The 22,590-nt window shown below is 50.9% G+C and carries 21 protein-coding genes, 1 tRNA gene and 1 rRNA gene; 14 read left to right on the top strand and 9 right to left on the bottom strand.

The window, feature by feature from the left end:
* The 9 genes from rrf to trpA form a co-directional block, all read left to right on the top strand.
* Positions 1-100, top strand: a 5S ribosomal RNA gene (gene rrf / locus ABD931_RS29410); the annotation flags it as partial.
* 145 nt (positions 101-245) lie between these two features.
* Positions 246-319: transfer RNA gene (locus tag ABD931_RS28100), tRNA-Pro, on the top strand.
* A gap of 226 nt (positions 320-545) precedes the next feature.
* Complete coding sequence (locus ABD931_RS28095; RefSeq protein WP_345271401.1) at positions 546-1,928, top strand: anthranilate synthase component I family protein; 1,383 nt, start codon at positions 546-548, stop codon at positions 1,926-1,928.
* 12 nt (positions 1,929-1,940) lie between these two features.
* Positions 1,941-2,507, top strand: coding sequence for an anthranilate synthase component II (locus tag ABD931_RS28090; RefSeq protein WP_345271400.1), 567 nt, complete (start codon positions 1,941-1,943; stop codon positions 2,505-2,507).
* Between the two features lie 131 nt (positions 2,508-2,638).
* Complete coding sequence (trpD, locus tag ABD931_RS28085) at positions 2,639-3,625, top strand: anthranilate phosphoribosyltransferase (RefSeq protein WP_345271399.1); 987 nt, start codon at positions 2,639-2,641, stop codon at positions 3,623-3,625.
* Positions 3,626-3,658: 33 nt separating this feature from the next.
* Positions 3,659-4,483, top strand: coding sequence for an indole-3-glycerol phosphate synthase TrpC (gene trpC, locus ABD931_RS28080; RefSeq protein WP_345271398.1), 825 nt, complete (start codon positions 3,659-3,661; stop codon positions 4,481-4,483).
* The gene (locus ABD931_RS28075) at positions 4,480-5,124 is read left to right on the top strand and encodes a phosphoribosylanthranilate isomerase (protein WP_345271397.1); all 645 of its coding nucleotides are present in this window, start codon (positions 4,480-4,482) and stop codon (positions 5,122-5,124) included. Before trpC ends, ABD931_RS28075 begins: the two co-directional genes overlap by 4 nt.
* Positions 5,125-5,205: 81 nt before the next feature.
* The gene (gene trpB, locus ABD931_RS28070) at positions 5,206-6,408 is read left to right on the top strand and encodes a tryptophan synthase subunit beta (RefSeq protein WP_345271396.1); all 1,203 of its coding nucleotides are present in this window, start codon (positions 5,206-5,208) and stop codon (positions 6,406-6,408) included.
* A 27-nt stretch (positions 6,409-6,435) separates the two neighbouring features.
* Entirely contained in the window at positions 6,436-7,251 is an 816-nt protein-coding gene (gene trpA / locus ABD931_RS28065; RefSeq protein ID WP_345271395.1) for a tryptophan synthase subunit alpha, read from the top strand.
* A 20-nt stretch (positions 7,252-7,271) separates the two neighbouring features.
* Here the strand turns inward: trpA and ABD931_RS28060 are convergent, their stop codons facing one another.
* Positions 7,272-7,919 (bottom strand): Crp/Fnr family transcriptional regulator, encoded by a 648-nt coding sequence (locus ABD931_RS28060; RefSeq protein WP_345271393.1) that lies wholly within the window; start codon positions 7,917-7,919, stop codon positions 7,272-7,274.
* 103 nt (positions 7,920-8,022) lie between these two features.
* The gene (locus tag ABD931_RS28055) at positions 8,023-9,363 is read right to left on the bottom strand and encodes an MBL fold metallo-hydrolase (RefSeq protein ID WP_345271392.1); all 1,341 of its coding nucleotides are present in this window, start codon (positions 9,361-9,363) and stop codon (positions 8,023-8,025) included.
* An 818-nt stretch (positions 9,364-10,181) separates the two neighbouring features.
* On the opposite strand from ABD931_RS28055, the gene ABD931_RS28050 reads away from it, so the two are divergent.
* Positions 10,182-10,814, top strand: a complete 633-nt coding sequence (locus ABD931_RS28050) for an acetyltransferase (protein WP_345271391.1) — start codon at positions 10,182-10,184, stop codon at positions 10,812-10,814.
* A 60-nt stretch (positions 10,815-10,874) separates the two neighbouring features.
* Here ABD931_RS28050 and fcl read toward each other — a convergent pair whose 3' ends face one another.
* Positions 10,875-11,816, bottom strand: coding sequence for a GDP-L-fucose synthase (gene fcl, locus ABD931_RS28045; protein WP_345271390.1), 942 nt, complete (start codon positions 11,814-11,816; stop codon positions 10,875-10,877).
* A gap of 131 nt (positions 11,817-11,947) precedes the next feature.
* Here fcl and ABD931_RS28040 point away from each other — a divergent pair, with 131 nt between their 5' ends.
* On the top strand, positions 11,948-12,865 hold the full coding sequence (locus tag ABD931_RS28040) for a toxin-antitoxin system YwqK family antitoxin (protein WP_345271402.1): 918 nt from the start codon (positions 11,948-11,950) through the stop codon (positions 12,863-12,865).
* A 103-nt stretch (positions 12,866-12,968) separates the two neighbouring features.
* On the opposite strand, the gene ABD931_RS28035 is transcribed toward ABD931_RS28040, so the two are convergent.
* From ABD931_RS28035 to ABD931_RS28020, 4 genes are all read right to left on the bottom strand, one after another.
* Complete coding sequence (locus tag ABD931_RS28035) at positions 12,969-13,820, bottom strand: tetratricopeptide repeat protein (RefSeq protein WP_345271389.1); 852 nt, start codon at positions 13,818-13,820, stop codon at positions 12,969-12,971.
* 57 nt (positions 13,821-13,877) lie between these two features.
* Positions 13,878-15,254 (bottom strand): DEAD/DEAH box helicase, encoded by a 1,377-nt coding sequence (locus tag ABD931_RS28030; protein WP_345271388.1) that lies wholly within the window; start codon positions 15,252-15,254, stop codon positions 13,878-13,880.
* 99 nt (positions 15,255-15,353) lie between these two features.
* Positions 15,354-16,358, bottom strand: a complete 1,005-nt coding sequence (gene fbp / locus ABD931_RS28025; RefSeq protein WP_345271387.1) for a class 1 fructose-bisphosphatase — start codon at positions 16,356-16,358, stop codon at positions 15,354-15,356.
* Between the two features lie 117 nt (positions 16,359-16,475).
* The gene (locus ABD931_RS28020; protein ID WP_370469365.1) at positions 16,476-17,360 is read right to left on the bottom strand and encodes a fructosamine kinase family protein; all 885 of its coding nucleotides are present in this window, start codon (positions 17,358-17,360) and stop codon (positions 16,476-16,478) included.
* 45 nt (positions 17,361-17,405) lie between these two features.
* On the opposite strand from ABD931_RS28020, the gene ABD931_RS28015 reads away from it, so the two are divergent.
* Together ABD931_RS28015 and lhgD are read left to right on the top strand one after the other, a co-directional pair.
* Positions 17,406-18,602 carry an anhydro-N-acetylmuramic acid kinase gene (locus ABD931_RS28015; RefSeq protein ID WP_345271385.1) on the top strand — a complete coding sequence of 399 codons (1,197 nt, stop codon included), beginning with the start codon at positions 17,406-17,408 and terminating at the stop codon, positions 18,600-18,602.
* A 74-nt stretch (positions 18,603-18,676) separates the two neighbouring features.
* On the top strand, positions 18,677-19,873 hold the full coding sequence (gene lhgD / locus ABD931_RS28010) for an L-2-hydroxyglutarate dehydrogenase (RefSeq protein WP_345271383.1): 1,197 nt from the start codon (positions 18,677-18,679) through the stop codon (positions 19,871-19,873).
* A 55-nt stretch (positions 19,874-19,928) separates the two neighbouring features.
* Here the strand turns inward: lhgD and ABD931_RS28005 are convergent, their stop codons facing one another.
* A complete protein-coding gene (locus ABD931_RS28005) occupies positions 19,929-20,660 on the bottom strand; it encodes a ThuA domain-containing protein (protein ID WP_345271382.1) in 732 nt (243 codons plus the stop codon).
* A gap of 52 nt (positions 20,661-20,712) precedes the next feature.
* Here ABD931_RS28005 and ABD931_RS28000 point away from each other — a divergent pair, with 52 nt between their 5' ends.
* Entirely contained in the window at positions 20,713-21,153 is a 441-nt protein-coding gene (locus tag ABD931_RS28000) for an NUDIX domain-containing protein (protein ID WP_345271381.1), read from the top strand.
* Between the two features lie 43 nt (positions 21,154-21,196).
* Here the strand turns inward: ABD931_RS28000 and ABD931_RS27995 are convergent, their stop codons facing one another.
* Positions 21,197-22,588, bottom strand: a complete 1,392-nt coding sequence (locus ABD931_RS27995; RefSeq protein ID WP_345271380.1) for a high affinity choline transporter 1 — start codon at positions 22,586-22,588, stop codon at positions 21,197-21,199.
* Positions 22,589-22,590: the final 2 nt, after the last annotated feature.

Below are 22,590 nucleotides of genomic sequence, written 5' to 3'. Positions count from 1 at the left end.
AGTGCGGGTGGACACCTCTTACCATATCGAACAGAGCCGTTAAGCCCCGTAACGCCGATGGTACTGCCTTCACCGGTGGGAGAGTAGGTAGCTGCCACCTCAACTATCAAGCCAGACAAAGCCGACCTTGTGGGTCGGCTTTTGGCGTTTTATAGGACACGTGCTTTTGGTAGGGTTACTATTTTCAAATTTTAGCAGTTCCCTTTTGCAAAGATTCATCCTAACCTTATATTTGCACGACAATACGGGGTGTAGCGCAGCCTGGTAGCGCGCTACGTTCGGGACGTAGAGGCCGGAGGTTCGAATCCTCTCACCCCGACAAAACTAATAGAGTACGTGAACTTGTCTACAGTAAATATGATTTGGTGGTGGCGTTCTTCTCTCGCGGGATGAGCAGTGCCACCTTTTTGTATATACCTTATACGTATTAAAGGCCTACTGTCATCCCAGTAGGCCTTATTTTTTGCGCTAAATCTCAATTTAAAATGGAACCTCAGACACTTACCCCAACCTCAGTCTACACGGTCAACAGCCGGTACAAACGGATGCTGGCGGATATCATTACACCTGTCAGTATCTATCTGCGCATCCGCGACCGCTTTCTGAACAGCCTTTTGCTGGAAAGCTCCGACTATCACGGTAACGAAAACAGCTTTTCCTACGTCTGTTTTGACCCTGTTGCCCGATTTGAATATAATCGTGAAACCCTCAGTGTAAAACTGCCTGGCGAAGAACCACACATTCGGAATGTTCGTAAGGACGAAGTATTACCCGCTTTACAGCAGTTCAAGGACAGTTTTGACCATCAAAAGCCGAACTTCCCGTTTATTACTAATGGTTTGTTTGGCTACTTTGGTTTTCCGTCGGTCGAAAGCTTTGAGGATATCACCTTAACAGCTCCTACTCCTGAAGAAAATAACATACCTGCTATCGTATTTCAGGTTTACCGGTATGTAGTAGCTATTAACCATTTTAAAGATGAGTTGTACCTCTTTGAGCATAGCTATACCAAAGAAGGGGAAAAACTGCCGGAGAGCAATCTGGAGTATATAAGCTCTTTGATTACTAGTCGCAACTATGCGACTTACTCCTTTGACACAGCTGGTCAGGAGCAGTCAAATTTTACCGATGAGGAATACAAAGCCGTCATTCAGAAAGGTAAAGACCATTGCAAGCGGGGTGATGTTTTCCAAATTGTTCTCTCACGTCGCTTCTCAACTCCATTCATTGGTGATGAGTTTAATGTTTACCGGGCTCTTCGTTCCCTCAACCCGTCTCCCTATCTATTTTACTTTGACTACGGCAGCTTCAAACTATTTGGCTCTTCGCCGGAGTCGCAGATCGTTATAAAAGATCGGAAAGCTACTATCTACCCAATTGCCGGCACCTTCCGCCGGTCGGGTGATGATGCGGCTGATGCTGAATTGGCACAGAAACTATATAACGATCCGAAAGAATCAGCCGAACACGTTATGCTGGTTGATTTGGCCCGCAACGACCTTAGCCGAAACTGTGATGTGGTCAAAGTTGAAACATTCAAAGAGGTGCAGTTTTATTCGCACGTTATCCACCTTGTCTCAAAAGTTGTAGGTGATTTGAATGCAGAGGCTGACCCGCTTCAAATCGTTGCTGAGACTTTCCCGGCGGGTACCCTCTCCGGTGCTCCCAAGCATATGGCCATGCAGTTGATTGACCGCTACGAGAACATTAGCCGGGGCTTCTATTCGGGTTGTATCGGCTACATGGGTTTCGATGGAGAATTCAATCAGGCGATTATGATTCGCACCTTCATGAGTAAGGATAACAGACTCTTTTATCAGGCTGGGGCCGGTATCGTGGCGAAATCGGTAGTGGATAGCGAATCGCAGGAAGTACATAACAAACTGGCGGCTCTTCGGACGGCGATTGAGCAGGCGAAAACATTGTAATACACAGAGACTATGAAATTGCTGGTATTAGATAATTACGATTCCTTTACCTATAACCTGGTTTATATTCTGCGCGAACTGGGGCATAAACCAGATGTCTACCGGAATGACAGAATAGCGGTGGAAGATGTATCAAAGTACGACAAGATTTTGCTTTCTCCTGGTCCTGGTATCCCTTCTGAGGCTGGTATTATGCAGGACCTAATCGCTGCTTATGCACCGGAAAAAAGTATTTTAGGCATTTGCCTGGGTCACCAGGGAATCGGCGAAGTGTTTGGTGCGACGCTGGAAAATATGGATGATGTGCTGCATGGAGTAGCGCATAAAGCGTATATAACCGACCAAACTGACCGTATTTTCAAAGGTCTTCCCGAAGAGCTACTGGTAGGCCGGTATCATTCCTGGACCGTGGTAGCGGATTCCATGCCCGCAGATTTAAAAGTAACAGTAGTGGATGAGAACGGAGAGGTGATGGGGCTTTCGCATACCAAATACGATGTTAAAGGCTTACAATTTCATCCGGAGTCGGTGCTGACGCAGAATGGAGCGCAGATGCTGGTGAATTGGCTGGATGCTTAATGTATCTGTCAGCACCGAGACGTTTGATACGCCGGAGCGGGACCGCCCTGCTGGCCTTGTACGCGTAAGCTCATTTAAATGTAACATGAAGTAAATAAAAATAGCCGGCAGGGATGCTGGCTGAGACAATCATGAAAGAAATTCTGAATCTCCTTTTTGAATACAAGTCACTCACCAAAGATCAGGCTAAACAGGTACTGCTAGGTATTGGCCGGGGCGAGTATAACTCCTCACAAATTGCGTCGTTTCTGACGGTTTATATGATGCGCCCGGTGCGGTTGGAAGAGCTGGAAGGCTTCCGGGATGCGATGCTCGAATTATGCCTGCCTGTTAATTTGGCAGGTTACGATGCAATGGACCTTTGCGGCACTGGCGGAGATGGTAAAGATACCTTCAATATTTCGACTCTATCGGCTTTTGTTGTAGCAGGTGCCGGTCAGCGGGTGGCGAAACACGGTAATCACGGGGTATCATCGCTATGCGGTTCGTCTACGGTGATGGAATATTTGGGTCACCGGTTTACGAATGACATTGGCGAATTGCAGCGGAAAATTGAAGAAGCAGGTATCTGTTTTCTGCACGCTCCGCTCTTTCATCCGGCCATGAAAAACGTCGCACCTATCCGAAAGGAACTGGGTGTAAAGACCTTTTTCAATGTATTGGGCCCCATGATTAACCCCTCAATGCCTCAAAAACAGCTTGTAGGGGTGTTCAGTCTTGAATTAGCCAGATTATATGCTTATCTTTATCAGCAAACGGATAAGCAATTTATGATCCTCCATACCCTGGATGGTTATGATGAGGTTTCGCTTACCGGAGCGTTTAAGATAATTACCAACCGGACGGAGCAGTTACTGGAGCCTAATCAATTGGGTTTAAGTAAATTACAGCCGGAGGAATTGTCGGGTGGAGAGTCGGTAGAGGATTCGGCACGTATATTTATGAACGTGCTGAATGATGAGGCCACAACGGCCCAAAAGCAGGCCGTACTGGCCAACGCGGCCATGGCCCTGCTGGCGTCTGAGCGAGCGGCAACCAACGAGGAAGCCATTGCCATGGCCCGCGAATCACTGGAAAGCAAGCGGGCTCTGGCCGGCTTCAAAAAATTAGTGGCGTAACCGCCCGTCGTAACTGGAGCGTTGAACGAGCGAATGAATATTTTAGAGCAGATTGTCCAGCATAAAAGAAGTGAAGTAGCCCAGCGTCGGGCAGGTACGTCGGCGCGGGAACTGGAACAGCATCCTTCATTCAAACGTACTCCCCTGTCGGCCAGACAAGCCATTACGGCCGCCGACTCGACGGGTATCATTGCCGAATTCAAGCGTAAATCTCCTTCAAAAGGCATCATCAATGCGTCGGTGTCTGTAGCGGAGACTACGAAGGGCTATGTACAGGCCGGAGCGGCCTGCCTGTCGGTGCTGACGGATGAGCCTTATTTTGGCGGAACACCCGATGATTTGCTGGCTGCCCGGCAGGCCAATCCGGCTACGCCCATTCTTCGTAAAGATTTTATCATTGACCCTTACCAACTGCTGGAAGCCAAAGCCTGGGGTGCCGACCTGATTCTGCTGATTGCAGCGTGTCTGTCGCCGGAGGAGGTATCCAGCCTGAGCCGCTTAGCGCATGATTTAGGCCTCGAAGTTCTACTCGAAGTACATGATGAGGATGAACTGGACCGTACGCTTACCGATACGGTGGATCTGGTAGGAGTAAATAACCGTAACCTGAAAACGTTCGTAACGTCGGTCGACACATCGCTTCGGCTGGCGGAACGCATACCCGACACGTTTGTGCGTGTCACGGAAAGTGGTCTGCAGGATGCAGCCACCATGCTTATGTTGCGGGAAGCCGGTTATCAGGGCTTCCTCATTGGCGAAGCGTTTATGCGAACACCTTCCCCGGCGGATGCCTTGGCCGGTCTGGTGGCTGATTTAAGACGGCAAACTCCTTCCTTCACAAACAATCATACGCTATGAAAGTAAAAGTATGCGGCATGCGTGATGCAGAGAACCTGAAACAGGTGGCGGCTCTGGGTCCCGATTTCATCGGGTTTATTTTCTACGACAAATCTCCCCGCTATGTGGGTGAAGATCTGGATGTAGACGCGGTAAAGGCTTTACCCCGTTCCATCAAAAAGGTGGGCGTATTTGTCAACGCCAGTCCCGACTACATTCTTCGGACTGTAAAGAAGTACGACCTGCAGTACGTTCAGTTGCACGGTACCGAAACTCCGGACTTCTGTCGGAACCTGCGTAACAAGGGTATTAGCATCATTAAAGCGTTTACAGTCGATTCGTCGTTCAATTTCAGTATGCTGAACAACTACAAACTTTTCTGTGACTTCTTTCTGTTTGACGCGAAAGGAGACCAGCCGGGTGGTAATGGCGTTCGGTTTGACTGGAATCTGCTGAACCGCTACGACAACGAAAAGCCGTTCTTCCTGAGCGGGGGCATTGGTCCCGACAATCTGGACGACCTGAAGCAACTGGAGCACCTGAAACTGTACGGCATCGACGTAAACAGTCAGGTGGAGCTGGTAGCCGGCTACAAAGACGTAGACAAGGTGAGTGCTCTGATTAAGCGGGTGAAACCCGTTGAGCGCGAAGAAGTCGCCTAAATTGGTACAACATAGCGTAATCGAAAAACGGCAAAACCTGCCGTGTGTGCTAATATTCGCTTTTCAGAATAGCGTACGAAAATGGAGGATATACTAAAAGAGACCTCGTTTGAGGTAAATAATAAAGGCTTCTACGGGCATTTCGGAGGAGCCTTTATACCGGAGATGTTGTACCCGAATGTGGAGGAACTGCGGGAAAACTATCTCCAGATTATGAACGAACCGGAATTTCAGGCTGAGTTCCGGGCATTGCTGGCCGATTATGTAGGCAGGCCTACTCCCCTGTTTTTGGCCCGTCGGCTGTCGGAACAACTGAACACGACCATTTATCTGAAGCGCGAGGACCTTTGCCATACCGGCGCGCATAAAATCAATAATACCATTGGGCAGATTCTGGTGGCGAAGCGCCTGGACAAGCAGCGCATCGTCGCCGAAACCGGAGCCGGCCAGCATGGCGTAGCTACGGCAACCGTGTGTGCTCTGATGGGGCTGGAGTGCATTGTCTACATGGGTCAAATTGACATGGAGCGGCAAAAGCCCAATGTCGATCGGATGCGGATGCTGGGCGCTACGGTAGTCCCGGCTACCTCAGGGAGCCAAACCCTGAAAGACGCTACCAACGAAGCCATGCGGCATTGGATTAACAACCCGGTCGATACGCATTACATCATCGGCTCGGTGGTGGGGCCGCACCCGTACCCCGATATGGTAGCGCGTTTTCAGTCGGTTATTTCCGAAGAAATAAAGAAACAGCTTACCAATAAAGTTGGCCGGCCCAACCCGGATTATGTGGTAGCCTGCGTAGGCGGAGGCAGTAATGCCGCCGGTGCGTTTTTCCACTACCTGAATGAACCTTCCGTGAAACTGGTTGCTGTTGAAGCGGCTGGTATGGGGCTGACAACGGGTCACTCAGCCGCTACAACGGCGCTGGGTAAGCCCGGGGTCCTGCATGGTAGTCGCACCATTCTGATGCAAACGGAAGATGGTCAGGTAACAGAGCCCTATTCAATCTCGGCCGGTCTGGATTATCCGGGGATCGGCCCCCTGCACGCCCACCTCTTCGACAGCGGCCGGGGCGACTTCCGGGCCATTACCGACGAAGAAGCAGTACAGGCTGCTATGGAACTAAGCCGTCTGGAAGGCATCATTCCCGCCCTCGAATCAGCCCACGCAATAGCCGTACTACCTAAACTGGGCCTACAGCCGAACGATGTAGTGGTAGTCTGCCTCTCCGGCCGGGGTGATAAAGACCTTAGCACGTATACGAAGTATATAAACGCGTAAAACGGATTTGCAATCCGTTCTACCAGTATGATTCAAGAAACACTTACCAAAAACAGAATCACCAACCTTTTCACCCGCAAGCGCGAGGAGGTCTTGAATATTTACTTCACCGCCGGGTTTCCACAGGTAAACGATACGCTGCCGATTCTTCGGGGATTACAGGCTGCCGGGGTTGATATTGTGGAAATCGGGATGCCGTATTCCGACCCCGTTGCCGATGGTGAAACCATTCAGCAGAGCAATATGCAGGCGCTGGAAAACGGTATGTCGCTGAAGCTGCTGTTTGAGCAATTGCAGGGCTGCCGGAACGAAATTGACGTGCCTATTCTGCTGATGGGTTATATCAATCCCATTCTGCAATTCGGCGTTGAAGCTTTTTGCCGGAAGTGTAGCGAAGTGGGTGTTGATGGTGTAATCCTGCCTGATCTGCCGCTTGATCTTTACCGGTCGGAATACGAATCTATTTTCAAGGCGTACGGTCTGCAGAATATTTTTCTGATTACCCCTCAAACAGCAGAAAAGCGTATCAAGCTAATCGATGAAGTCTCTGAAGGGTTTATCTACATGGTGTCCTCGGCCAGCATCACTGGTTCGCAGACAGGCGTTACAGATACCATGCTGGCATACTTTAACCGCATCCAGGCCATGAAGCTGCGAAATCCGCGACTAATTGGCTTTGGCATAAAGGATAACGAAACCTTCCAGACTGCCTGCCAGTATGCCAACGGAGCCATTGTGGGCAGTGCCTTTATCCGCCACCTGCAGCAGGGTCCGGCTACGACCGAACGGATTAAAACGTTTGTCAATATGGTCAGAGGTACTGCTTACCGCCAGGAAGTATAATTATTGACCGAGCTGAGACCTTACAGGCTGTTCAGGTTATGGGCTTCAATCGAGTTGCGGTGCAGGATAATGGCCCCTCGTTGTTCCAGCTTTTTAAGCAGCCGTGAGATTACTTCCCGGGAAGTATTCAACTCATAGGCAATTTGCTGATGTGAGAGTTTAATGTCAGAGCCACTAACCTTAACATGGCGTTTAAGGTAGAACAATAGCCGCTGATCCAGGTTCTTAAACGCTACGCTGTCCAGCGTTTGCAGTAGCTCTTCAAACCGCTGGCGATATGAAGCAATGACGAAATTATACCAGCTTTTATATTTGGCCAGCCAGGACTCCGTCAGATGGGATGGAATCAGGATAACTTCTGAATCCTCAACCGCTTTGATCATAACCTGGCTTTTCTCGCTGCGGGCTGTACACATGATCGACAAAGCGCAGGCACTTCCTGGTTCCAGATAATACATCAGAAACTCGTTACTATGCTCATCTTCCCGGTAAACTTTCAACAGACCGCTCAGGACAAGGACTGTTGACCGTATATACTGGCCGGTTCGCAGAGCCTCTTCCCCTTCCTTCACTAACCGCAGCGTGCTATGCTCCAGAATCTCCTCGGCGAGAGGGGATTCCAGTTGAGGAAACTGCTGTTGCAGGGTGTTTTTGGCTAGACTGTCCATCCTTTGAATAATTAACGGTAAGCGCTTTTGCAAAAAAACCGTTTTTAACAAGAAAGTAGCCAACATGGGTTTAGTAAAGTCGGCTACTGGTGTGATTATCGACTTATTTAAACTGATTGACGGCTTCACCCAGATCGAGGACCTTTACTTCCGGTAAAGCCGCTGCAATAATACTCGTTCCGGCTGCTGAGCGGTACCCCCCAGCACAGTGCACTACTACCGGTTTGTGAGTAGGGACCTCTTCCACCCGTTCACGAAGCTGGGAAAGCGGGATATTGATTGCATGCGCAAAAAAGATTTTCTCATCCACTTCCGATTCATTTCGCACGTCGACAACGGTGTACCGATCCGGGTGTTGCTTAAACGCATCCAGATCTATTGTTGGATTAGTCGCTTCAGTAACTGTGTCGTCCATTACAAAAGCTCCTTTAATGAAACGTTCATACCCAATCTTAGCTGCTTTAGCAATCAGGCGGCCGAGTTTATCCTCATTATCGGCTATCAGGTAAAACGGCTCTTCAGGTGCCACGATACTGCCCAGCCAGGTTTCAAACTTGTCCCCTTCCTGAATATTAATCGCGTTTTTCAGATGACCGCGTTTAAATATCAATTGATTACGGCCATCAACCAGGAGTGCGCCGTCTTCTGGCGTATAGTTACTGGCGAGCCTTTTAACACGCTCTATACTGGCCTGAAATGCCGGTGCTCCCTGTCTGTTGACGGCAACATCATACTCAAAATATTTAGGGATAAAGGGCTGGTCATCCAGAATAAGGTTGATAAACGCAGCTTCGCTCATTGGCTGCAAGGCATAATTGCCGTTTTTCTCCGTACCAATGGTGCTTCGGTTGGCCTCACTTAAACCTTTGCCACAGAGTGATCCGGCCCCGTGTGCCGGGTACACCCATATATCATTCTCCAGTTTCATGAGTTTTTCACGGGTGCTGTAGTACAACTGGCGGGCAAGTTGCTCCCGTTTGGCAGTTGAATTTCCCACATTTTCACGCAAATCGGGACGGCCTACATCCCCTATAAAGAGCGTATCTCCGGTGAATACCGCTTTGTCTATTCCATCATGATTCAGGACTATGCAAATACTATCGGGCGAGTGGCCTGGCGTATGCAAAGATTTTAGTTTAATCTTTCCTAAATGAATTTCTGCGCCTTCGTCAAAAAATTCATGGGGGTAATCGGCCCCGACCAGGCTATGAGCGTAAATAGTGGCCCCAGTTATCTGGTGGATTTCCAGATGGGAGCTAACGAAATCAGCATGAGGGTGCGTTTCGATAACGCCGACAATTTGGGCACTATTAGCTTCAGCGTAAGCGTAATAAGGCTTTGGGTCCCGGGCCGGATCAATCAAGATTATCTTTTGCTGACATTCACTTAGAATCGCATAGGAATAATGCGCTAACCCTTTATCTTCGAACTGCTCAATTTTCATACAAAAAATTGTTTATTCAGGCTGTTCCTGTGTACGGTCTGGTTCATCCGAACCTCCTTAAAGTAAAAGATACGGTAGGGCCATTCTGACGATAGTACCGGTTGCTATAAAAGCATTAAAAGCTTACTACCAGATCAACCTCTATATTTCTTCATACCTGACATCTTTAACCGAATTGTCAGCTGCATTTCTGACCGAACGCTTTTCTGATTTGGGAATCCGACAGCCAGCCGGGCCACAGCCTACATTGAGTGCGCCCTGAATCAGCAACAACCCGCCTAACAGCCCCAGCAGCGGCTGGTTATTAGCATAAGCACTCCACAGAATAGCTACGCCAGCTACCAGCCGGACTATTCGCATTATATTCCAGTTTTTTACCATAACTTTTATCGATTAAACACTATAGCCACTAACATCCAGGCTACTCCTGATGAGTATACAACCGTATTAACTCCTGCAGGGTTAATTTATTCCAGACAAAGTCAGTTTAACAGCTACTAAGCCAGTACCAAAATTCGAAGATGAACGAATTATAGCTTCGTTTTGGCTTGATACAAAGTTCGGAGAAAACCTTTTCAAGTTCCGTGATAAAAGTCACACGACAAGCCCGGTTTATTGTTCCAGTAGAGGTAGTAGGCTGGTGTAAAGCACGGGCTACTGTTGTAGATGTCGAGCAGATAAATAAATTACTTTTGTGTTTTATGAACGATTTACTTCAGAAGCGTTTTTAAAGAAGACAGAAGGCTTCGCTTCTGATTGTCGGCTTCTTTCATTTTGGAGACGTGCCGTATTTACAGATACTTAATAGGTAAGGATACATGGAGAATCCCGTTCTGATTTTTGGAGCCGGTAATTTGGGTGTCACGGCTCTCGATATCTTTCAGCGTAATCAGGTAGTCGTCTACGGTTTTCTGGATGATAACAAGGAGTTACACGGGAAGGAGTTCGGCGAACTGTCTGTGCTGGGTGAGACCGACGATGATGGTTTTCTGAAGCTCATAGGCCAAAAGTGTGAAGCCTGCGTAGCCATAGGCGATGCGCGGGTACGCAAGCGGCTGGTGAAGATGCTGAACGACCGCCGGCACGTGCAACCTGTTAATGCCGTCCATGATACCGCTGTGGTGTCACCTTTAGCCAGTATCGGACACGGTAATCTGATAGCCGCCCGTGCCGTCGTTAACCCGTTTGCGACGGTTGGTCAACACTGCATTATTCAGTCAGGGGCTGTTATTGAAAGCAATGCCGAACTGGGTGACTACGTGCAGGTCGGTACCGGGGCCATTATCAACAGTGGCGTAAAAGTGGAGGAGGGGGCTTTTATCGGCACCGGAGTAACTATAATCGCCGGGGTTACTGTCGCCAAAAACGCCCGCATTGGCGCGGGCTCGGTTGTAGTGGAGAACGTTGATGCGGGAGCAACGGTGTTTGGCAATCCGGCGAAGAAGATTTAGGTAGGCAGTTCGCAGTGGGCAGACTTGAAAAGCTGCTTGGGAATTTTTTCTGCGAACTGCCTACTCTACGTAGGATAGTTCATTGGCCAGGAAGTCCTGGTATGTCAGCGCTAAGCCTTCGTTCAGTTCGATGCGGTGGCGCCAGCCCATGGCGTGGAGCCGGGAAACATCCATCAGTTTGCGGGGGGTACCGTCGGGTTTGTCGGTGTTCCAGCGGAGTTCGCCTTCGTAGCCGACGGTTTCTTTAATCTGTTCGGCCAGTTCGCGAATGGTGATGTCTTCACCCGTACCGATGTTGACAAAATGCTCGTCATTGTAGTTCTTCATCAGGAAAACACAGGCATCGGCCAGGTCATCGGCGTGCAGGAACTCCCGCCGGGGCGAACCCGTACCCCATACTTCGACGTAGGGCTGATTGTTCACTTTAGCCTCATGGAACTTACGGATAAGCGCCGGCAGTACGTGTGAGTTTTGCAGGTCGTAGTTATCGTTCGGACCATAGAGGTTCGTCGGCATCACCGAAATAAAATTGCTGCCGTACTGGCTCCGGTAGGCTTCGCAAAGCTTGATACCCGCAATTTTGGCAATGGCATAGGGTTCGTTGGTCGGCTCCAGAAGACCCGTCAGCAGCGAGTCTTCTTGTAGCGGCTGAGGGGCCATTTTGGGGTAGATACACGAGGAACCGAGAAACATCAGCTTCCTGACGCCTGACTGATGAGCCGCCTGAATGATGTTGGCTTCAATCATCAGGTTATCGTATAGGAATTCGGCCCGGTAGGTATTATTGGCCCAGATGCCGCCGACTTTAGCAGCTGCCAGGAATACATAATCCGGCTTTTCCTGATCAAAGAAATCGGTTACCTCAGCCTGTTGGCGAAGGTCCAGTTCAGAGGAGGTACGGGTAACGATATTGTCGAAGCCTTCGGCTTTCAATCGGCGAACGATAGCGGAACCAACCATGCCCCGGTGGCCCGCAATATATAGTTTAGCTTGCTTTTCCACTCTGTATCAGGTGCAAATGCCGTGATTTGGTGTTAACTTTAGAATACTAAATGGCGCTATTGAGCGTTGCAAAACTAACACTCTTTGCGTACCAATCGTTTGCCAGTATGGCCAGAATACCGTTTTTACTAGTGCTTTTGCTGATATTGTTATACAATGGGGCTCCGGCACAGGTCCCCTCCGCATCGACGACATCGGCTCCTTCTTCATTTACCACCAGTGAAAAACCAGTATTAGCGCCCACGGGGACTAAACCCAATGATATTAATGACCTGTTTTCCGGTGCACTGCCTGACCTCGGCCTGAAGATAAAACGGATGAAAGAGGCCAGCAGGAAAAGCCCGAAGAAGAAAGTCTCAAAAACGGATTACGCCGGCTTACCAATGGTCAAGGCCTCTACCAAATATGGCAGCGGTGACCGGACGATTATCGAAGAGTTTTTTGTGTTGAAAAACTACCAGGATCCCAACCCATATGCGCGGGAAGTATTCTGGTATGACGCCAAAGGCCGACGGGTAACCAGTTCAGTTATTAAAGATAAGTCGCAGGCGCAACTGCTGCACGGACCCTATAAACGCTATCAGGCCGGCAATCTGGTGGAGGAAGGCTATTACTATGCCGGAACCAAAGACGGCCGCTGGGAAAAGTACGACCAGAAGTTTATGCTGCTGGACAAAACAAACTGGCACCGGGGCTTCCCGGCTGAGTCGCACATCACGTACTACGATTCGGCGCATACGAAGATTAAAGAAATTATTCCGGTAGAATACGGCCAGACAAAAGGACGGTACATGGCTTTTTACGAAAACGGTCAGATGGCCATCGACGGTACGTATGACAATGGTGTAAAAGTAGGCCGCTGGACCGAATATTACCCCACCACCCAACGCCGGATGCGTAAGAAGCTGATGCAGTACGGCCGCGACCGCTGGGACACCGATTTTGAGCCTTACGTCATCAGTGAATGGGATGAAAAAGGCAAAATGGTCTACGAGCGCCCAAAAGAGAAATCTACAACGGTGGTTGAGGAGGAGGAGACGGATAATTGAAGCAGGCAGTAAGCAGACACAGTCACTTACAGATTATGCATAAACAAAATGAGCCGGACAAAATAGTCCGGCTCGTATTTTTTCTGCCTACTGAACCAACTGCCTACTTAAACACTCCTTGTGGGTCGGGTTGCTTGCTTAGTAACTCGTTCAGGAAGGTTAAATCGATTACGGATATGTCGAGGATGCGAGCTTTGTGGAAATACTCCCAGGCTTTGGCGTACTCGGTCCGTTCATAATTGACCAGCGCCAGTTTGACGAACGCATTTGGGTTGTTCGGCACAATAGTAAGCGACTTTTGCAGGAGCGACTCAGCATCGTTCAGCTCATTTAGATCCTGTTTTTCCTGATACAGCCGAATCTGAACGGTAGCCAGATCGGTCATCAATACCACGTTTGTGTCGGCTACATTCAATCCTTTTTTCAGCATTCGCACCGCCTGCGGCAGGTCGTTTCGCTGGTAGCTCACCACCCCCAGACCCCAATAGGCATCTGAGTTTTTATCATTCAGCAGCCAGGAAAGATTGAACCGGTAAGCAGCTGTGTCTAATTGCCCTTCGGACAGGTAATCCCAGCCACGGGCAGAAAAGAACTGACTGGCTTCCTGCCGGCTGGTAAAATTCTGGTCACATTCGTTCAGGAATTGGATTTCGCGGCCAATCTGCTCCGCCGTTTTGGGGCGCTCACCGAAGAGTGGCAGCACATGGGCGGCCGCAGTCACCTGCGGGGTAGCCGGTGCCGTTGAGATCGACGGGGATTCAACTGGTTTGCCTTTTACGGCGGTATCGGCCGTACGGGCCGACGTCATCAATTGTTTGCCATCAGCCTGGGTAAACGATTTTTGAACCGGCTGAGCCTGAGTTAGAAACGGCAATATTGTAAAACCGCACAGCAGATACCGGGCGGTAACTGACGATACCACATTAGGGAGAATCCGAATGCTCATTCTGGACATATACTACTCTGTTCCGTAAGAACGAATAGACCAGTAAATTAGTGCATTATCCGAAAATTACCTGCGCCCGTTGCGGGGTTTGGTACGCCGGTTACCGGTTTTGGGGCTGGCAGAAGCGGTTTTCGGCCTCGCGCCGGCTGCTCTGGTTTTGCCCGGACTTTTGCTTTTGGCAGCGGTACCAGGATGCTGTTTTTTCTCGTGAAAGGCTCCCTGAAACGTTGGATCCTCTTTTTTGCGCTGCTCGTCAATTTCCCGCAGCATCGCCTGCTGTTCGTCAAACGGCGTTGGCGTAATCGCTACGCCTTCTGGAATCGACTCCCTGGGAATCTTCATCCGGATAATTTTCTCAATCTTCTGCACGTGGTACTCTTCCGGTGCCGTCAGGAACGTAATGGCCTCTCCGGTCCGGTTGGCCCGCCCGGTCCGGCCGATGCGGTGTACATAATCTTCGTAGATCAGCGGGACGTCAAAATTAATCACATGGCTGACTTCTGCAACATCTATCCCCCGGGCGGCTACGTCCGTCGCAACCAGCACCCGGATGTTGCCTTCCTTAAAAGCCTCCATGGCATTGATGCGGGTATTTTGCCCTTTGTTGGCATGGATAACTTTTATACCGTCTTCGGCCACGACTTTCCGGGCCAGAAATTTGTAAATGTTCTCGGCCGTTTGCTTGGTACGGGCAAAGACAATGACGCGGTGAACGGCTTCATCGCTGATGAGGTGCGCCAGCAGGTTTATTTTAGTCCGGAAGTTAGGTACCTCATATAATTTCTGACTCACCATTTCTGCAGTAGACGCCTGGGGAGTTACCTCTACCCGCACCGGTGCTTCCAGGAACTCGGCCGAAAGTCGTTCTACTTTCTCGGGAAACGTAGCCGAAAACAACAGATTCTGGCGCTTTACCGGTATCACCTCCAGGATACGTCGGATTTGGGGCATAAAGCCCATATCCATCATTTTATCCGCTTCATCCATCACCATCGTGCGGATTTCCTTTGTCACAATTTCCCCCGCCAGATAAAGGTCCATAAAACGACCCGGCGTGGCTACCAGAATATCAACGCCCTGCTGTAAAGTTTGTATCTGTGTTTTAGGCCCCAGACCACCATAAATGGCCAGGTGCCGCAAATCCGTATATTTTCCCAGTTCACCGATAGCCTGGTTAATCTGCATCGCCAGCTCGCGGGTAGGAGCCAGAATGAGCGCCCGGGGATTGTTTCCCTGGGCGTACTTTACTTTCATCAGCAAAGGCAGCACATACGCGGCTGTTTTGCCTGTTCCCGTCTGGGCAATGCCCAGCACATCATGATTCCCCAGCACCAGCGGAATGGCCTTCTGCTGAATAGGCGTCGGCTCGGTATAGCCGGCGTCCGCCACCGCATTCAGCAACTGCCGGTTCAGCTTAAAATCTTCGAACGAAGTGATTTCCATAGTGCAAAGGTAGATAATAGTTGTTAGTCAATAGTCTTTAGTCGATAGTGGATCTGGCGTCAGCACTAATGACTGACGACTATTGACTATCGACTAATCTCACATCTTCCCCAACAACTCCTCCACCAACTGCCGGGCTCCAATGTAGAGGGGCGTGCGCTGGTGCAGGTGAGTAGGCTCCATGTCGAGGATGTCGCGGAAGCCGTCGGAAGCGCGGCCGCCGGCCTGCTCGGCCAGGAAAGCGAGCGGAAAGCATTCATACAGCAGCCGCAGCTTGCCTTTAGGTGTCTTTTCGGTAGGTGGGTAGAGGTAAATACCGCCTTTAATCATGTTGCGGTGGAAGTCGGCAACCAGGGAGCCAATGTACCGGGCCATAAAGTTTTTCTGGCGGCAGCTATCCACATAATCGCGCACGGTGGCCGGAAACATAGGGTAATTGCCTTCGTTGCAGGAGTAAATGGTGCCGGTGACGGGGCTGTTGATTTCGGCGTGGGACAGGAAAAACTCACCCAGCGAATGGTCGTAGGTGAAGCCGCTGATGCCGTGACCGGTGGTGTAAACAAGCATGGTTGAGGAGCCGTACAGAATATAACCGGCGGCTACCTGTTTACGGCCACCCTGCATAAAATCATCAATGGTGGCGCGGGTGCCGGTGGGCGTTACCCGGCGGTAAATGGAGAAAATGGTGCCGATGGATACGTTTACGTCGATATTGGACGAGCCGTCGAGCGGGTCCATGGCGACGACGTATTTGGCGTGGTCATTACCGGTGTAAATGATTTCCTCGTCTTCTTCGGAGATAATGGCGCAGGCTTCTCCGCCGTTTTTGAGTGCCCGGATAAAGCGGATGTTAGCGATAACATCCAGCTTTTGCTGGCATTCGCCCTGCACATTGTTGGCTCCGAATGCGCCGGTTACGTCAATCAGACCGGCCCGGTTGATTTCGCGGTTGATGATTTTTCCGGCCAGGGCTATATCCCGTAGCAGTTGGGAAAGTTCACCGGTGGCAAACGGAAAATCGCTCTGCTTCCGCATGATATAGCGGTCGAGGGTGACGCCGACGGGCAGGGCGTACGTCTTTACAGGCTCCATGTTGGTGCTCATATTCTTATCGTTGGTTGATGAAGTAGTTGCTGAGGAGTTTAGCCGCAGCGCAGACAACAAGTTACGTATAGCGCACCAACCTTATCAAAAAACTTATTATCCGTGCAGCTACCAGCCTCAAAACCGGCGCAGTACCTTCTCCACACCACTCACGTAGCCGCTGCCAAATAGGTTCACATGAACCAGTAGCGGATAGAGGTTGTAGATGGGAACGCGCTGCTCAAAACCGTCTTCCAGCGGAAAGGTCTCGTTGTAAGCATCGTAGAACCGCTGGTCAAATCCGCCGAATAATTTAGTGAATGCCAGCTCGGCTTCCCGATAGCCGTAATAAACAGCGGGGTCTATCAGGGCTGGCGCACCGGTATCATTCACCATCACATTACCCGACCAAAGGTCACCATGCAGTAGGGCCGGCCGTTCATTGGGGAGCAAGTTGGGAAGCTGGCGGTGCAGCCGGAAAAAGTGGTCGTAGAGGTCTTTATCAATCAAGCCCTTGTACAGCGCCATACCCGCCTGGGGCAGCAGCCGGTGCAGGAAGAAGAACTCCGGGCCGTTGGTGCCGGGAGTGTTGTCCTGCGGCAGTGAGCCAATAAAATTGTTGAAGTGCAAGCCAAACGCCGGCTGGGTATGCGAGTGGATGACCGCCAGCGAATGGCCTAACGTCTCCCAGTAATTGCGCTGGGGGGTGGCGGAGTCGATATACTCCAGCAGCAGAAACGCTTTGTCGTGGTGCTGCCCGTAACCGATTACGGTAGGGATATGAATGGCCTCTGTCTGTCGCAGCAAGTCCAGCCCACGGGCTTCGGATTCAAACATGCCCTCCTTGTCGGCGGTGTTCCATTTGGCAAAGTACAGACCCTCGGAGGTAAAGACCTGAGCGGCTGTGTTGATGTCGCCCCCGGAGAGAAAACGGGTTTCAATGACTTCAACGGAATGGCCCAGGGCCAGAAACAGGATATTTTCGAAAAAAGCGAACTGCTCATCGCCTGACCACATACGTATTTAGACTAACTAATTTGGTATTTTTGCCCTTCGGACGTGGGGCTTATGAACGCACAAATAGAAAAATTGTATCGGCTGGCCGGCAGACCGGAACGCCGGATTATCGGATTAATGTCAGGTACATCGCTGGATGGCCTCGACGTAGCCTATTGCCGGATTGCCGGTAGCGGCACGAATACATCCGTTACCCTGACGCATTTTGCTACGATACCGTACGGCGACGACATCAAGGCCGAAATCCGCAAAGTCTTTGCTAAGAAGGAAATCGATTTTCAGCATCTTTGTTTACTCAACCCCTGGATTGGGCAGCTTCACGGCCGCTTGATCCTGGATTGTCTGAGCCAGTGGGGCGTTGCGCCGGAGGAGGTTGACCTGGTTGCCAGCCATGGCCAAACCGTTTTTCATGCCCCCAAAATTCTGCATAAGCTGGATAAATTTCCCAATGCCACGCTGCAAATCGGCGACGGCGACCATATCGCGGCCACAACGGGTATAATTACGCTGAGCGATTTCCGGCAAAAGCATACAGCCCACGGGGGCGAAGGCGCTCCGCTGGCCGTTTACGGCGATTACTTTGTGTTCTCGAAAAAAGGCGAGAATCGCATCCTGCTGAACATGGGCGGTATTGCCAACTTTACCTACCTGCCCGCCGACCTGGATGCCAACCAGGTTTTCACCACGGATACCGGCCCCGGTAATACGCTGATTGATACCTTTACCCGGCGCTCGTTCAATAAGCCCTTTGATGCGGACGGGGAAATTGCCGCCGGCGGTAAAGTAAACATAGACCTGCTGACGGCCTTGAAAAAAGACACCTTCTTTACCGCTCCGTTTCCCAAAACAACGGGACCTGAGCTGTTCAGCCTGGATTATGTTCGGTTGGCGCAGCAGCGCAGCCAGACCACCTCGCTGTCTCCGGAAGACCTCGTGGCCACGCTGACCCGGTTCAGCGCGGAAACCATTGCGGAGGCCATTCAGCGGGTGCTGGACCGCAACGAGCAATATCATGTCTACATGAGCGGGGGAGGGATGCATAATCCGGTGCTGACGGATGCCATTCAGAAGCTCCTGCCGGATTGCGAATTTGGCCGGACCGATGATTTAGGCATTTCGGGCGACGCCAAGGAAGCCGTTCTGTTTGCCGTGCTGGCCAACGAAGCCGTAGCGGGCGGAGAAACCTCGTTTGGCGACCGTCAGGGTGTCCCAACCGTTACTATGGGCAAACTATCTTTTCCGAATTAGTTTGAGGTTTAAAGTCTGAGGTTTGTAGTTAAACTAATCTCAGACTTTAAACCTCAAACCTCAAACTAACAAAAATGACCGATGTCGTTATCATTGGCGGGGGGATCGTCGGCTTAGCCACAGCCTTGCAGCTTAAAAAGCAGCGCCCCGGCCTTACCGTAACTGTAATTGAGAAAGAACTGAGTGTGGCCCGGCACCAGACCGGCCACAACAGCGGGGTTATTCACTCAGGACTGTATTACAAGCCCGGCAGTCTGAAAGCCACGAACTGTATCCGGGGGTACCACATGCTGCTCGATTTCTGCAACCAGGAGGGCGTACCCTACGAGTTGTGCGGGAAAATTGTGGTAGCCACAAAACCCGAAGAAATCCCTCAACTGAACATCCTGTTTGAGCGGGGGCAGCAGAACGGCCTCACCGGTTTGCGGAAGCTAAGTCAGGCCGAGATGCGGGAAATAGAGCCGTACGTTAATGGCGTTGAAGGTATCCGGGTGCCGCAAACCGGCATAATCGATTACAAACAGGTAGCTGAAAAATATGCTGAGCGGTTCCAGGCCCTGGGCGGTGAACTGCGCCTTGGTGAGCGGGTAGAAAACATAACGCCTGGCAACAGCCTGTCTATTGTAGTGACGAATAAGGGCACCTACGAAACCAGACTGGTCGTCAACTGCGCGGGCCTATACTCCGACAAAATTGCCCAACTGACGCAGCGGGAGCCTATTAACCTGCGCATTGTGCCCTTCCGGGGTGAGTATTACAAGATAAAACCCCATAAGGAATACCTGGTCAGGCACCTGATTTATCCCGTACCCGACCCGAACTTCCCGTTCCTGGGCGTGCATTTCACCCGCATGGTACACGGTGGCGTCGAAGCTGGCCCGAATGCCGTGCTGGCGTTTCAGCGGGAGGGCTACCGGAAGTCCGACGTAAACCTGAAGGAATTGTACGAAACGCTGACGTGGCCGGGTTTTCAGAAGGTAGCGGGCCGCTACTGGCAAACCGGCCTGGGCGAGATGTACCGCTCGTTTTCCAAAGCGGCCTTCACCAAAGCCCTGCAGCAACTCATACCCGACATTCAGGAAGACGACCTTGAAGACGGTGGCTCGGGTGTGCGTGCCCAGGCCTGCGACCGCACCGGCGGGCTGCTCGACGATTTTGCCATTCTGGAAACCGACAAAGCCATCAATGTCTGCAACGCGCCGTCGCCGGCCGCTACTTCGTCTTTGTCGATCGGGCAAACGGTGTCAGAGAAGGTACTGGCGAGATTTTAATATACCCCGGCAGGTACAGACAGAATAAACAAAGCCTGCACCTGCCGGAGTTGACTTATTTTTTCCGGCCCATGGCATATTTGATACCGCCAAGAACGTGTTGCAGGAAGAGCGGTTCGCTATAAGACGCATCGGTATGTCCGAGTCCCGTGTAAAAGGACCGACCGCCGTCAAATTCGCGATACCAGGCTATAGGGTGATTATCTCCGTTCCGGCCCCCTTCGTAGGTTGTTTCATCGAGTTTTGCCAGCACATGCAATTCAGGAATGATGTTTTTATAACTATACCACTCGTCGAATCGCTTCCAGCGGTCGGGCAGCATGTTCGTAGATAGATGCTTTTTATCAACAACCTGAATGTCGGCGTTTTGCTGCTTGGGGTGATGCAGGAAATATGCTCCTGCTAATTGGTTGTACCAGGGCCAGTCGTATTCCGTATCCGCGGCTGCGTGAATACCGACGTATCCGCCCCCATTCCGAATATACTGTTCAAAGGCCGTTTGCTGGGTATTATCCAGGACATCGCCGGTTGTGCTCAGAAAAATCACCGCTTTGTATTGCCGTAGTTTTTCGGGCGTGAAGAGCGAGGCATCCTCGGTTGTATCGACGCGGAACCTGTTATCGGCTCCCAGCTTCATGATGGCAAGCTTTCCAACGCCAATGGATTGATGCCGATAACCCTTGGTTTTAGAAAAAACCAATATAGCATCGCCGGCAGCCGATTGCCCATAAGCGGTAACTGAACAAAGCGCCAGGAAGCTCAGTAGTAGTTTACAAATCGAATTCATTTTCATAGTCAGGGTTTATTCGTAGTCTTGTTAAAACTTGCTTATCTATAAGATGAAAGTACGACCTGCTCTACTTATTCAGCGCGACAATCAGATTCTGGTGATGCAATACCGCTACGGCGAGGAAGATGTATACGCACTTCCCGGCGGCAACCCCGACCGGGGAGAAACCTTAGATATAGCGCTCATCCGGGAATTGCAGGAGGAATTAGGCATAGATGTAGAGGTAGGACCCCTTGCTTTTGCCGGTGAAGTCATGCTCCCGCAGGCGAAGGAGGATGTCCTGCATATGGTATTTACCGGGGAGATTACCGATGGCGAGCCGGTCCTTAATCCAGAGCACACCACAGCCCTGGCGGTCGTCTGGAAACCCGTTTCAGAACTGGACAGCCTGAATATGTATCCGAACGTCGGCCGGCAGATTCAGCGCTGGCTGAATACCCGGAACAGCCTGGAGTACATTGGTAAGATAAGTCAGCAGTTTTTTGGATAATGTTTCAGCCAGTACCGGTACGCCGGACCGCCTTGCCGGCTTTTTAGCGTTGACTGGCAAAGATGCTGGCCGGCACATTAACCAAACTCCCCACAACCATTCCCACGGTACTCGCTAACAGGCCATACAGCATGGCCGGGAATTCGGTTTCCAGCCAGAGGCAGACGAGCCAGACAATGAAACCGAGACTGATCGAAGCCAGGCAGCCGGTCAGGTTGGCGCGTTTCCAGTAGATACCGGCCGTTAATGGGACGAATAAAGAGACCAGGCTGAACGCAGAGGACTCCCCAACGAGTTCAAAAATGTTCATTTCCCGCGCCGTCGACATCCAGACGCAGATGATGGAGATAGCCGCTACGGCCATACGGATGATGTACAGCAGCGTACTGTCTTTAATATCAGGCCGGAAGAACTTGACAATGTTCTCGCCAAATACGGTCGCCGGTGCCAGTATCGCCCCACTGGATACACTCAGAATGGCCGACGTAAGCGCACCAAAAAACAATATCTGAAGGAAAAGACTGCCATGCCGGAGTACCATGTTCGGAATGAGCAGTTGGTTATCGGCTGGCAAGTCAGGGTGCAGCCAGCGGGCACTTAATGCAATAAACAAGGGCAGCGCGGCTACCGACAGGTACAAACCCGAAGCCAGATACGACGCCCGAACCGTGGTATTCTCCGACCGGGCCGACATGACCCGCTGGAAAACATCTTGTTGCGGAATAGAGCCTAAGCCAATGGTAAACCAGGCCGCTATATACTGTGAAATTTCCTTAAGAGAGCCATGCGGATAAAAGCGAAAAAAGCCTTCCGGCGTGCGTCGCTGAATAGTTTCCCAGCCGCCTACCTGGTTCCAGAGCGAAACGGCTAATACCAGCAGGGCAATAATAATGATGATGTTGTGGATAAAGTCGGTGACGGATATCGACCACATACCACCCAGCATCGTGTATATCATCACAATGGTCGCGCTGGCCATAATACCGTACGCCATCGGTATGCCCATGACTACATTCAGCACAATACCGATAGCGATAAGCTGGGCGGCAATCCAGCTAAAGTAGGAGGGAATCACAATGACAGCCGACAGCAACTCGGCCGAGCGCCCGAAGCGCATACTGAAGTAGTCGGAGAAAGTAGTAATGTTAAGCCGATACAGCGGCCGGGCGTAAAAGGCTCCCACTAGAAACAGGCACAGCGCCGACCCAAACGGCTCTTCAATGATAGCCGGTATACCCCCCTCGACAAACATAGCCGGTGCCCCCATGATCGTTTCCGAGCCGAACCAGGTGGCAAACGTAGCCGAAGCAGCCAGCACCAGCGGCAACTGCCGACCCGCCAGTACAAAGTCCTGCGAGGTAGTTACTTTCCGTGCCGCCCAGGCACCAATGGCAATGTTAGATAAGAGGTAAATGGCAATGAAGAGGGTGAGCATAA

This window comes from Nibrella viscosa (assembly GCF_039541875.1).
Lineage (GTDB): Bacteria > Bacteroidota > Bacteroidia > Cytophagales > Spirosomataceae > Nibrella > Nibrella viscosa.
The sequence above is the reverse complement of the archived record's forward strand: the minus strand, read 5'-3'. Positions and strand labels throughout refer to the sequence as shown.